Annotated in this window: 7 protein-coding genes; 6 read left to right on the top strand and 1 reads right to left on the bottom strand. The window is 41.7% G+C overall.

All coding sequences use genetic code 11. The features are described from left to right. The first annotated feature begins 21 nt into the window (after positions 1–21). The 4 genes from ACN9MR_RS14670 to ACN9MR_RS14655 all read left to right on the top strand — a co-directional run bounded on the left by ACN9MR_RS14670 (position 22) and on the right by ACN9MR_RS14655 (position 7,624). The gene (locus ACN9MR_RS14670; RefSeq protein WP_426324686.1) at positions 22–1,254 is read left to right on the top strand and encodes a sugar MFS transporter; all 1,233 of its coding nucleotides are present in this window, start codon (positions 22–24) and stop codon (positions 1,252–1,254) included. Between the two features lie 297 nt (positions 1,255–1,551). Continuing rightward, entirely contained in the window at positions 1,552–5,703 is a 4,152-nt protein-coding gene (locus ACN9MR_RS14665; protein ID WP_426324684.1) for a two-component regulator propeller domain-containing protein, read from the top strand. Positions 5,704–5,857: 154 nt separating this feature from the next. Further along, entirely contained in the window at positions 5,858–6,421 is a 564-nt protein-coding gene (locus ACN9MR_RS14660; protein WP_426324682.1) for an RNA polymerase sigma factor, read from the top strand. Positions 6,422–6,580: 159 nt separating this feature from the next. Next, the gene (locus tag ACN9MR_RS14655) at positions 6,581–7,624 is read left to right on the top strand and encodes a family 43 glycosylhydrolase (RefSeq protein WP_426324680.1); all 1,044 of its coding nucleotides are present in this window, start codon (positions 6,581–6,583) and stop codon (positions 7,622–7,624) included. Positions 7,625–7,884: 260 nt separating this feature from the next. Here the strand turns inward: ACN9MR_RS14655 and ACN9MR_RS14650 are convergent, their stop codons facing one another. Next, the gene (locus ACN9MR_RS14650; RefSeq protein ID WP_426324678.1) at positions 7,885–9,717 is read right to left on the bottom strand and encodes a glycoside hydrolase family 97 catalytic domain-containing protein; all 1,833 of its coding nucleotides are present in this window, start codon (positions 9,715–9,717) and stop codon (positions 7,885–7,887) included. Positions 9,718–9,968: 251 nt separating this feature from the next. Between ACN9MR_RS14650 and ACN9MR_RS14645 the strand changes: the two genes are divergently transcribed. Next, positions 9,969–11,099, top strand: coding sequence for an alginate lyase family protein (locus ACN9MR_RS14645; RefSeq protein WP_426324676.1), 1,131 nt, complete (start codon positions 9,969–9,971; stop codon positions 11,097–11,099). Between the two features lie 316 nt (positions 11,100–11,415). Further along, the gene (locus ACN9MR_RS14640; RefSeq protein ID WP_426324674.1) at positions 11,416–13,188 is read left to right on the top strand and encodes a right-handed parallel beta-helix repeat-containing protein; all 1,773 of its coding nucleotides are present in this window, start codon (positions 11,416–11,418) and stop codon (positions 13,186–13,188) included. The last annotated feature ends 7 nt before the right edge of the window (positions 13,189–13,195 follow it).

Below are 13,195 nucleotides of genomic sequence, written 5' to 3'. Positions count from 1 at the left end.
AAAGGATTACAACATCATAAAATGAACAATAAACCTGCTTTTACCGAAAAAAGATTTCTTTTAACCTTTATCCTGGTTACTTCCCTCTTTATGCTATGGGGAGTGGCGCACTCCATGAGTGATGTACTTAATAAACATTTTCAGAATGTACTAAATGTATCAAAAGCACAGTCTGGACTGATCCAGTTTTCTGTATTCGGGGCATATTTTATTATGAGTATTCCTGCCGGAATATTTCTGAAACGTTTTGGCTACAAGGCCGGAGTAATATTAGGGCTTGGACTTTTTGCTATGGGCACTTTTCTGTTTGTTCCAGCCGCAAATGCAGAAAGCTTTGGTTTCTTTCGCATAGCACTTTTTATTCTTGGCTGTGGAATGGCAACCCTAGAAACCGTTGCCCACCCTTTCGCGGCCTCATTGGGCGATCAGCGTACCAGTGATAGGAGGGTGAACTTCTCCCAGTCTTTCAATGCAATAGGGGCAATAATTGGTCCGGCGATAGGAACATTCTTTTTGCTCCGTGCAACTTCCGGAGGGCAGGAAAATTCCCTCGATTCTGTAAAATTGCTTTATGCAGGGCTAGGAGGATTTATCTTGATTGTTGCAGTGGCTTTTTTCTTTATCCGTATTCCGGATCTGATTAATCCACATAGTGAATCTGATGAATCAATAGCTGCACAGAACATCGATATTGCTCCGGGAAAAAAGCTTTTTCAGCACAGGCACTTTGTTTGGGCAGTTGCGGCCCAGTTTTTTAATGTAGCAGCACAGGCCGGTACCTGGAGTTATTTTATAAATTATGGGCACGAGAAGATGGGTTTTTCTGATGAGAAAGCAGGAAACTTTATGGTATTGTTTATGGTAATGATGGCGCTAGGCAGGTTTGTTGGAACCTACCTGATGAAATTTATAGCTCCAAACAAAATCCTTGCAGCATTTGCCGTTGGCAGCATTGTGGCCTGCCTTATTGTAGCCCAAAGCTGGGGCTGGGCATCATATTGCGCCCTGCTGAGCATCAATTTTTTCTTTAGTATTATGTTCCCTACTATTTTTAGCCTCGGGCTGAAAAATCTGGGTTCACATACCCAACAGGCTTCATCCTATATTTCTATGGGGGTGGTTGGCGGAGCTGTAATGCCTTACTTTATGGGTAAGATAGCTAATGTGGATGTCGCCCATGCTTATTATCTGCCAATCATCTGTTACCTCGTAATTTTTCTTTTTGCCGCCAGATTTTTTAAGGTAATCAAATAAACAATTTTTAGTATGCATCCTTAATACGGTGTGGGCTTTAAGTCAGCGCTGATCCAAAGTTAAGGGTAATCGTTTTTTAGTTTTAGTTCTTTATCAACCCCGGTTACCGAATAGTGGCCGGTTTTTTTTTATGTTTTAAAATTTTTTGAGAAATGGCCAGATTTATCAATGTACCATAGCTTATTCAAGTGGGTAGAGCCAGCCATTTAGTTTTTGGCAACAGAGTATGAATTAAGCTTAAATATGTCCCTATTATAATAATGTTTCATTATTTTAGTAACCATCAATTGCAAAACTGTGCGAAGAATACTGCTCATCTTTCTTTTTCTATATGCCGGAGTAAGTGTAGCCACACAGCGAGACTCGCTCAGTATACGCCATCTGGAAATAGAAGATGGACTATCTAATAATTATGTCCGTTGTGTCTATCAGGACAGAAAAGGGTTTTTCTGGTTTGGTAGCAGAGATGGCCTCAACCGTTATGATGGATATGGTTTTAAGGTGTTCAGGAATGAGATCGGTAATAAGACTTCCCTTATCCATAATATTATACATGCAATTAACAGTGATACAGATAATAACATATGGATCGGTACCAGACAAGGGCTAAGTATCTACAATGATAAAAAAGGCATCTTTACAGAAGGCTCATGGCATGACGCTATAAAAGGGAAAGATTTACCGATTACAAAGGTAATTAGGGACCTTGTACCTGGTATAAACAATACCATGCTCGTCGCCACTGAAGGAATTGGGCTTCTGAGGTTCAGCAAAGGGAAGACCGTAGGCGAGCAAATTCCCCTTTTGGTAAATGGCAGGCGCACTTTTTCTTATGGCGTACAGTCTGTCAGGCTGGATGATAAGGGGAGAGAGTGGGTGTTTGTACAAAATCTCGGACTTTATTATTTTGATCCCAAATCCCGGGCACTGGTACTGGCTAGCGCTGATGTTGTTCTTGCGCTCTCATTGGGTATAAGTGGCGGGCAGGTGTACATCGGTACCTATAATGGTCTGTATCGCTATGATCCGGTCAGAAGGAAAAATACGGCCGTTACCGCCAGCAGAATCGGACTCGAAGGGAAGTCAATTCTTGCTATCGCCCCAGATAGTCATAACATTCTTTATCTTGGAACAAATGGAGATGGAGTGTTCCGCTATGATCCGGTAAGTGGAAGCATGCAATTGTTGAGCAATGAAATCAATAAGGGTCTGAACGGTGAACAGATCTACTCCATATTTATCGATAAAAAGGATAGAAAATGGATCGGAACTTATTCTGGTGGAGTAACCATTCTTGATCCGGTAAAAAAAATATTTCAGACATGGGCACACAATCCACAGGGCAATTCTATCCCCGGAAACTCGATATCATCGTTTTTAGCTCCAACAGATGGAAAACTTTATATCGGCACCGATGGCACCGGACTAAGTATCTGGGACAGGAAGTTAAACCAATTTACCAATTATAAACACGCTGAAGCTCCTAACACTATATCCAGTAATTTCATTTCATCAATGGTATCTGACAGCCATGGCGATATCTGGATCGGAACCTTTACAGAAGGGACCAATCGTTTCGATCCTAAGACAAAGAAGTTTACCAGATATAAAATTGTAGATCCACAGACCGGGGTAGAAAGCAAGGTCGCTTTTACGGTATTTGAGGATAGGGACCACGATATTTGGACGGGAACCCTCAGGCGGGGAAGTCTTCTTGGCGGGCTTTATCGCTTTAACCCTGGCTTGGATAAGTTTGAACTTTTCGACCAGAAGCTGGGCGATCTGTTTACAATGATGCAGGCGAGGGATGGCCAGATTTGGGCAGGCAATCTTGATCAATTGATTCAGGTTGATAAAAAGGGAAAGAAACATAGGTTTTACGATCTTGGCTACACTGTTCGGGTGATATTTGAGGACAAAAAGGGGTTGCTCTGGATAGGAACAGAAGGTGGCGGGCTTATCATTTTTGATCCTCTCAAAAGTAAGGTGCTGTCGAGATTAACTACTGCCAACGGCCTTTGCAATAATTCGGTACTGAGCCTGATACCTGATAACCAGGGAAATCTCTGGATGAGTACCTATTTTGGCGTATCGTGTTATAACTTTGATAAAGGTACCTTCAAAAGTTTTTATCAGAGTGACGGCCTGCAGAGCAACCAGTTCCAGATCAATGCGGGAATCAAACTTGCTAGTGGGGAAATCGTTTTCGGAGGCATAAAAGGGTTTAGTGTTTTCGATCCACGGGAAGTTATTCCGCATAGCCAGATGCCAAATCTGTTTCTTACCGGAATAACCATTAATAATACGCCGCTGGAAGAGAACCTGAAATTGATCGTAGATGAAGACAATATTGCCATCAGGGAAATAGAAGTGCCTTATGATCAGGCAGTATTTACCTTTTCGTTTACAGCACTTGAATTTTCATCCCCAGAGAAGATTTCATATAAATATTTTATGGATGGCTGGGACAGGGGCTGGACAAATTCGGGAAAGGACAGAAAAGCAACCTATACGCATATTTCTGAAGGAAGCTATATATTTCGGGTTAAGAGTACCAATACAGAGGGAATGTGGGGACACAATGAAATTACCCTGAAGATCAGGATTCTTCCTCCCTGGTACAGAACGTGGTGGGCCTACCTGGGATATATGGCCATTATCTCCTCAGTTATCTACGTATATCTTCGATATAGGTCTGCACAGACCCGTTTAAAATATGAAGTTCAGATTGTGAGCCTTGAATCCCAAAGAAAAAAAGCTGAATATGATACGCAGGTAGCCTTGCATAATATGGAACGTTTGGCGCATGACAAAGAGAGATTGATCAATGAGCAGGAAAAAGCACTTGCCGAAAAGCGCATGTCGTTCTTTACCAATATATCCCATGAGTTCCGTTCTCCGCTTTCCCTGATCATTAATCCAATTAATGACCTGATCAAAAACAGTAGTATGGAAGGCAGGGAAAATGCGGAGCTCAACATGATTCAGCGAAATGCCAAAAGGATGCTGTCGCTGGTAGATCAGCTGTTGCTCTTCAGAAAAGCAGAAGAAGGTTTTGAGAATATTAAAGCTTCAAAACTCGATCTTGAAAAACTATCGAAAGAGGTTTTTTATTGCTTCGTACAACAGGCCTCGGCCAATGAGATCATTTACAGGTTTGAAAATGCTGCTGTTGATAAAGAAGTTTATGCCGATAGGATAAAGATCGAAATTGTGCTGTTTAACCTGATTTCCAATGCCCTGAAATATACGCCAAAAAGAGGAGAAGTAGTGGTAAGCCTAACTGAAAAAGATCAGAATCTTTTGATCAGTGTCCAGGATACTGGTCCCGGTATTCCTGATACCGCAGGGGAAAAGATTTTTGACCGTTTTTATCAGGCAGAAAGAAAGGACGGGAACCATAAAGCTGGATTTGGGATCGGGCTCTATCTGGCAAGACAGTTTATGGAAGCTCATTGTGGCAGTATTTCTTATCAAAACAGGGCCGAAGGTGGAAGTATATTCAATATCTGCCTGCCTAAGGGAAAAGAACATCTTATCGGCCAGATCATTGAAGAAGAGCAGGAAGGGGCAGAAGAACTTTTTAATGAAATGTATGCTACCGCACTTCCTGAATCTGCAGAGCACAATAACATCAGTCTGGATGTAAACCTGGTTAGCGACAGGCAGTCTATACTGGTTGTTGATGATGAAAGGGATATCCGCCAGTATATTTCGAGCCTATTCTCCGGCATTTATACCGTTTACCAGGCCGAAGACGGTGAACAGGGACTTCAGACCGCTGCGGAAAAACTTCCAGACCTGATCATTACAGATTTCAAAATGCAAGGAATAGATGGGATAGAATTCTGTCAGATGATCAAATCCAATCCTACGCTTTCCTATATCCCCGTTATTCTATTAACGGCAAGTTCATCTCAGGAAGTGAAGCTGAAAAGTGTACATGGTGGTGCTGATGACTACATAAACAAGCCCTTTGAACGTGAATACCTGATTGCCAGGGTAGCCAATCTGCTGCGCAACAGGAATAATCTTCAAAACTATTTCTATAACGAAATTACCCTTCAAAGTAATTCTGTGGTGGTATCCGAAGAGTACAAGAAATTTTTGGATACCTGCATCTTGGTTGTTGAAAACCACCTTACCGATTCTGATTTTGGTATAAAGGCGCTTGCCGATGAAATAGGAATGAGCCACTCCAATTTGTATAAGCGTGTGAAAAGTATTTCAGGACAATCGGTGAATTCCTTCATCCGATTCATCCGTTTGAGGAAGGCCGCAGAGCTGATGATCAACTCAGACCATAATGTAACCGAGGTAGCTTTCCGTTCGGGATTTAATGATGCCAAATATTTTGGTAAACAGTTCTCAAAACTTTTTGGAGCAACTCCCTCAGAGTTTATCAGAAAACACAGGAAGACTTTCAATAAAAGGTATAAAATGAAGTAGATATTATTTTATCACACGGCTAATTTGAAGGGTAATATGGTCTTTTAGGTGTTGCTAAAGCGGTTTGGCGAAAATACACTCCTATTTTACGAATTTATACCCATCATTTTTTTTAGCTCATGCCATCTTCGTATCAACCAAATATTGATATGTTATGATGACTGAGAAATTGATTGCACTGTGGGAAGGAACACTGAGGGGAAATGAGCGCGACTATGCACAACTGCATGCAAAACTTTATCCAAAGCTTTTCGTTTTTACCTCCAGGATGTTAGATGATGATGATCTGGTAAATGATCTTTTACAGGACCTTTTTATTAAGTTCTGGGAGAACAGAGAAAAAATCGGAACGATCAGGAACGTGGAAGCCTACTTTTATAGATCTGCAAGGTCGATCGTACTTAACCATATCCGTCTCACTAAACACCGTGAAACTAAGCTGACCTTAATGCCAGCTCCAAGCTTAGTCTTTTCGGCAGAGGAGATCATGGTATCTAATGAATCAGATTCTCTGATGAAACAACAGATGGTAACGGCACTCAATTCGCTTCCCGCCAAACAGCGGGAAATACTCACCATGCGTTTTTATGATGAGCTTAGCTATCCACAGATTGCCGACATCCTTAAGATACGTTATCAGTCAGTTATAAACCATGTTTACCGTGCGGTACAAACGCTTCGGCAGGTCTCAGATCTTTCGTCCGTTTATGCGGCTTAACAGGCTCGTAGAAGTCTTCCTGGGGCATTCACATTCCCTTTTTAAATCCAGGGCAATTTAGGGGCGCTGTGGAGAACGGGATCGGGTGTAACTTATCCGGTCTACTCGGTCAATGTTGCAGAAAACTGTTCGAATGGTATTAGCCTGTTCTATAAAAAAATGAAACCACATATATTGAAAATGAGCCATACAGGCAAATGCCTGTTCAGATTTGCCATTGTCCTGTTTGCGTTGTTATACACGGCAAGAGGTATGGCACAACAACGAAAATCAATCCTTCCCGGCGAACTTTGGCCAGATGATAAGGGGAACCATATCCAGGCACATGGGGGAGGGATTACTAAGGTGAAGGATACCTATTACTGGTATGGTGAAGAGCGCCGTCAGGGACTGGATTCTAATTATAGATACGTGAGCTGCTATTCATCAAAAGATCTGATGAACTGGAAATTCAGGGGAGATTTATTTAAAATGACCGATCCTGACAGCCTTGGGAAAAAGTGGGTATTGGAACGCCCAAAGGTTTACCATAACATCAAAACCGGAAAATACATCATGTATATGCATATTGATGGGCAGGTAAAGGGGCAGAAAGGTAATTATAACTATGCGCGGGTAGGTGTGGCTATTGGTGATTCTCCAACAGGACCATACAGGTTTATTCGTACTTTCCGGCCCCTAGGTCAAGAAAGTCGCGATATAGGCCAGTTTATAGATGATGACGGATCTGCTTATCTTATTTTCGAAGACAGACCGGTTAAAGGCTTCCACATTGCGAAACTTTCTGAGGATTACCTGGATGTTGAAAAAGATATCTGCATCATTAAAGCACCCCTGGAAGGCGGAGCTGTGGTAAAATATAATGGGCTTTATTATGCGATTGGTTCGGCACTGACCAGTTGGAGCCCAAACCCCAATAAGTTCGCAACAGCTAAATCACTGGAAGGACCATGGTCCGAATTCGAAGATATTGCTCCACCTCAGACCAATACCTATGGATCACAGTCTACCTTTATGCTTAAGGTTGTCGGCACAAAATCAACTGCTGTAATCTTTGTGGCCGACAAATGGAAACCCCGTACCCAATGGGATTCCCGATACCTTTGGATGCCCCTGGAGATTGGTGATGGCAAACTCAGGCTTCCGGAACCTAAACCATGGCGCATCAACGTGAAAACAGGAGAAACAACGATCATAAAATAACGTGAGTTTTGGGTCTTAATTTCGTCATTGCGAACTGAAGAAAAGGGTTTTGCGTAGGAGTGAAGCAATCTTTTTGAGATAAATGAATAATAGATTGCTTCAACTCGCTCATATCCGGCCTTGCAATGACGCCTAATTTTTTGTAATCCGGCATCTTAAGTTTGGCGAAACACCTTAAAGCGTATTTAAACAGGTACTTCGACAAGCTCTTCTTAGAATATTTATAATACACTTTTTTTATGCTGATTTCCGTTAAGGACTTAATTCGGTGTGATTTCGATGGCTATACCGCCCGCAGCCCTGATCATAAAAGGCATTTGATAACCCCTTTTTACCCTGATCGCTTTTTTTGAAAGTTTTTGATCACCTGAATCTCCCCAGATTGTCGCAGTGTATGACTTATCTGCATCAAGAAAATCCATAGTTATTACACCTTTCCAATCATTTTCCCCAGCTGCTGCCCCTATAAACCAGTTGTTCCCATTTTTTCTTGCAACACTGATATATTTTCCTATCTCTCCCTGGAGGTATGCCGTGCTGTCCCAAACCGTGGGTACCTTACGGAAAAATTCTATCTCATCCCAATTGGTATAATCTTTTGGCCTGCCATACCAAAAAATAGACTGTAGGGGGCTAAAATTGATTACTGTAAGTGCAAGCTGTTGTGCCTTGCTTACCTTAAGGTTTTTATGGAACTGATTCTTCGGATTAGGGAAACAGAAAGTGAAATCAGCCGCTCCTGCCAAAAAACGTGTGAAGGGAAGTACAGTGGTATGGAATGCATCAGGACTGTTTTCATCACCACGGATTCCTTCCTGTGTTAGCAGAAATGGATATGTCCTGCTCAGACCCGTAGGCTTATAATTGTCATGGATGTTCAGTAGTAATCCGTTATCATTAACTTTCTTTATTGCAGAAGAAAGCCATTGCAGCCCCTTTTGACTAAGCCCATCAATAAAACCAAATTTGATACCCTTAATCCCCCACTTTTTATACAATGGAAGGATCTCGTCGAGATGCGCCTGTAGCCCGATATAATTTACATAGAGGATAACTCCGACCTTATGCTGGCTGCCATAGCTGATCACTTTTTCCATGTCGATGTTTGCAATCGGAATTCTTGGATCAGAAGATATGCTTCTTTCCGGTCCATACCAGCCTGCATCGAACAAGATGTACCTGAAATCCATTTTTTCAGCCAGGTCTATACAGTCAAGGGCAGACTGGGTATTGAGTTGGGCACGTATCAGTTTTCCTGCAATTGACCTGCCAGGGAGTTCAGATGAAGGGGCACTGGAAAGTTTGAAAGGCAGTTCGCTAAGGCTGTGAAGGCCAACCGCATTTTCAGAAACGCCAATAGTTCTCCAAGGGCTCTGAAATGGCAGCACTGCCTTTACCTGGCTATCTTTTTCAAATGAAACCTGGAGCGATCCAGGAGCCGTACCATGGATAAGTTCTGCTTTCGTATATTCAGTGTTCTCTGCCTCCCCAATACTTAAGTAGGAACCTTTTGCCGCCAGAGTTGATGGAAGATCTGAGCTTCCCTTTAATGAATCAACTGGTAACCGTCTGAATACAGATTCCTGGTGATACTGATAGATCAGGTATTGGCCATTGGGATTGAAACCAGTGTTTTCCCTTAAAATGGTTATTTCTTTTTTTTTCTTTTGCTGTGGTATAAGATACCTTATGGCTAAACTGCCATCAAACACACGAAAAAGTATTGAAGAAGAATAATCCTGAGATGTTAAGTTAATGCTGCATTCATTATAGTTGTTATTAATCACCCTGTTTTCTCCAAGCAGGTTGATCATATTTTCCCGGTGCGAACTTTTAGATGTGCCTGTAATGTTCACCTCAGAAGCCGTTTCCTTTGAATCAATTTGCAGGCCCAGAGCAGACCAGCCCAGGATTTCTTTTCCATTTTTGCTCATGCGGTACCTGATCTCCTTTTTTGAAAATAAAGCAATATCTACTTTTGTCCCTTTTTGTGGAGACTGGACCGAAATGATCTGCTGTACCTGTGCAAATGAGGGAACCCCCCCGAAGCCAAAGGCCATCAGCAATGCAAAAACTTTCTCTTTTTTTTTCATGAATGTTTAATTTGAATATACAGTTAAGATTTTTGTTCTTGGTCATATTCTGCAATCGGGGCTTAGCCCGAAGGTTGAATTGGCGATTTATCGACAAAAGGAACAGTTTAGGATACTCTAAAAAATATGTTTATATCCTAGGTGTTACAAAGTGAGTATGGTCTTATTTTTTTCGTGTCGTATAGCGTATATTCACTTTTATGGTCAGGTCTATAAAGGTGTGTTTCAAAATTTCCATTTAATCCTAAACAATGAAAAAAATACAGTGCCTTTATTTGATGGTCTATTTTTTGTTTTTTTTAAGTTCCGTTTCATCAGCACAGAAGAAATTCATACATCCTGGAATTCTCTTTTCCAGTTCAGATCTACAAAGGATATATCAAACCGCCAAGGACAAAAGTTCGGCGGGTTATGCATCGTTTGAACTACTAAGTAATAATCCACTGGCCAGCTCAGATTACAAGTTGAAAGGGCCGTTCAGGGTAATATCCAGAGATGGGGAGTTCGGGAATACTAAAAGCCTGATGGAAGCAGACTTCAGTGCGGCTTATCTTAACAGCCTCATGTGGATAGCTACCCGCGATCAAAAACATGCCCAAAAATCCATTGAGATATTGCTAGGCTATGCAGATTCTCTGCAGCGCATTCCATCTACTAACGATGCTCCATTATTGGTTGGATTGGAAGGAACCAAGATTATCAATGCCCTGGAAATCCTGAAATACGATTTTAAAAGGGCTGATCCTAAAAAACTTGAACGGATAATCCGTATGGTAAAAGGGATCTTTTTGCCAGTTTGTGAGCAATTTTATGCAAGTCCTGCCTATACTAATGGAAACTGGGGCCCAATAGTAACAAAATTTTACCTCTCAGCCGCAATCTATCTTGATGATCAAAAAATGTATGATAAAGCTATACGTTTTTATCTCCATGCCAACGATAATGGCACTATAGCCAACTATGTGGATGGGGAAACCGGACAGATACAGGAAAGCGGTAGAGACCAGGGCCATTCCCAATTGGGTATAGGGGCGATGGCCACTATCTGTGAGATTGCATGGAAACAGGGCGATGACCTTTATGCTGCGCTTAATAACCGGCTGTTAAAAGGATTTGAATATACCGCCAGATATAACCTCGGCAACGAGGTTCCGTTTAAAAAATGGAAGGATATAACTGGAAAATATAGTGACTGGGAACAGATATCGGTTATAGGAAGGGGAAGATTTATTCCTGTTTACCAGATGGTCTATAACCATTATGTACGCAGAAAGGGACTTTTAATGCCCTTTACCCAGCAGGTAATAGCAAAAATGGGGGCAGAGGGCTATGATCGGGACCAACCGGGTTTTGGTGGATTGCTTTACCTAGGCAGCAAATAAGCTTCACTACGAATCGTCTTTTATCTGACTCTTTTTTCCGATTACCCAGGGCAGTCGGTCTACAATGCTCTGCATCTGGGTTAGTATGTGATAATAAAGGTGAAAAAGACGTTCATTTTGCTAAACTGGTTTTGTTTAATTAAGTTTGGGTAGCCAGATATAAGCAATTCACATAACCAAGCTATTCTCCGACAAACAATTTTTGGATATTTAGAGTATCCCAGCGGCAACCTGGTGTCATTATTTCATGAAATCCGAAAATCTTTTATCCTGTCGGATCTTTCATTAACATTATAAATAAATACCATAACCATTGATGAATAAAACTATCATATTTCTGATTTTTTCATTACTGATGCCATTTGTTGACAAAGGTTTTGAGCATGTTCAGGCCCCTGTTCCCCAAAAAAGTATTTATGTTTCCACATCAGGGAGCGATAAGGCCGAGGGTTCGGCAGCAAAACCGCTAAGAACGATCAGTTATGCTGTTTCAAGGGCAATGCCTGGAGATAGGATACTTGTTTCGGCAGGAGTTTACCGTGAATCGGTAATGTTTGAACGTGGTGGAAGTTCGGAGCACAAAAGGATTACGCTACAGGCCTTAAACCAGGCAAAAGTTATGATCAAAGGTTCTGACCGGAAGACAGGCTGGGTAAAGGGTAAGGACAAACTCTGGAAATGTATGCTGGATTCTTCCCAAACCGGGATGATGCTCTTCTTTAATGGAAAAAAAATGGTCAATGTATCCACCCTTCAGGAGTGCAGTAATGCGCTGCGGTGGACTAAAACCATGGAGAAGGGAAAAACGATAATATGGGCGAATTTCGGTACGTCCGACCCCAATGTTGGGCTAACGGAAATTTCGGTCAGAAATGTGGGGATCAGTGCCAGGCCTGGTGTAGATTATCTTACCATTGAGGGGATTGCTGTCAGTCAGATTTTCAATGATTATGCCTCTATTTATGCAGAACAGCCCGGCGCAATAGATACCAAAAATGGAAAGTACTGGAATATAACAGGCTGTTCCATTAGTGAATGCCATGCTGTAGGCATTTCTATAGGTATAACCGGGCATGTTTATCCAGATGCTAATGCAGGAAGACCGGAGTTTAACGATTATACAGATCTGGCTTCAGTTGGACATCACAAAATCAAAGGAAATCATATTTTCAATTGTGGGCAGGCCGGTATTTTTGGGTTAATTGGTGGTACTTCAAGCACCATCGAAGATAATCTGATAGAGAACATGAACCAGGATGGCAGTTATACGGACAGTGAATCTGCAGGTATCCGGCTGGCTATGGCGGTTGATGCCAACATTATACATAATCTGATCCGCAGAGTTTATGGAAAAAATAGTTATGGTGTTTTTTTAGGGCCAATTTTTCAGGGTACCCGTTTGTCAAGAAATATTATTTCTGACAGTGGTGCCGGACTGTTTTACCTGTTTAAAAACCATGGACCTGTTTTATTTGACAACAATATACTTGCAATGGCAGATACTGCAGATAAAGATATGACAGGCGTAAAGATGGAGGCATCAGAGGCAAACGTTTTTGTTCAGAACCTGTTCTATAACTGTAGCTTCTACAATGGCCGGCAACCTGGGAAATCAGTGTCAACATCCAATTTTTTGCCGCATAGCCTGGTGATCAAACAGACAATCCCTGCACTGGATATTGACCACAGATGGTATGGGAATCTTTTTATTGGCAAAGGGGCGAGCACAACAAAGCCAGCAGGAGGTGAAGCAGATTTTAATCTTTATGCAGGTGGGGCCCTTCCGCTAAGCTGGGCAGATCTGAATAGCTCAAAAGTCAAAAATAGCTTTTCTTTTCGCCTGGAACACAACCAGAAAGGGGTAGCATTATTTTGGAAAAAGGAAGCACTAAAGCCAATAAAAATCCCGAAACTAACAGCTGAATTTTTAGGTTTTTTTGCGCTGAGCAAGCAATATATAGAATACCCTGATGGAAAAAAAATAACCATTGACAGGGATTTCCTCAATACCGTGGGCGGCACTTTAGAAAGAACTCCCGGGCCTTTTTATCAAGGGCAGGGCCTTAAATCAAGAATAAAATTATTTTAAAATATTA

This window comes from Pedobacter sp. R-06, assembly GCF_049913135.1.
In the GTDB taxonomy this organism is placed as follows: Bacteria; Bacteroidota; Bacteroidia; order Sphingobacteriales; family Sphingobacteriaceae; genus Pedobacter.
Note: the sequence above shows the minus strand (reverse complement) of the source record. Positions and strands in the feature narration are given on the sequence as shown.

Excerpts from the sequence above, each read along its gene's own strand:
- ACN9MR_RS14670 (WP_426324686.1), top strand. The coding sequence starts at position 22 with ATGAACAATAAACCTGCTTTTACCGAAAAAAGATTTCTTTTAACCTTT.
- ACN9MR_RS14660 (WP_426324682.1), top strand. The coding sequence starts at position 5,858 with ATGATGACTGAGAAATTGATTGCACTGTGGGAAGGAACACTGAGGGGA.
- ACN9MR_RS14655 (WP_426324680.1), top strand. The coding sequence starts at position 6,581 with ATGAAACCACATATATTGAAAATGAGCCATACAGGCAAATGCCTGTTC.
- ACN9MR_RS14650 (WP_426324678.1), bottom strand. The coding sequence starts at position 9,717 with ATGAAAAAAAAAGAGAAAGTTTTTGCATTGCTGATGGCCTTTGGCTTC.
- ACN9MR_RS14645 (WP_426324676.1), top strand. The coding sequence starts at position 9,969 with ATGAAAAAAATACAGTGCCTTTATTTGATGGTCTATTTTTTGTTTTTT.
- ACN9MR_RS14640 (WP_426324674.1), top strand. The coding sequence starts at position 11,416 with ATGAATAAAACTATCATATTTCTGATTTTTTCATTACTGATGCCATTT.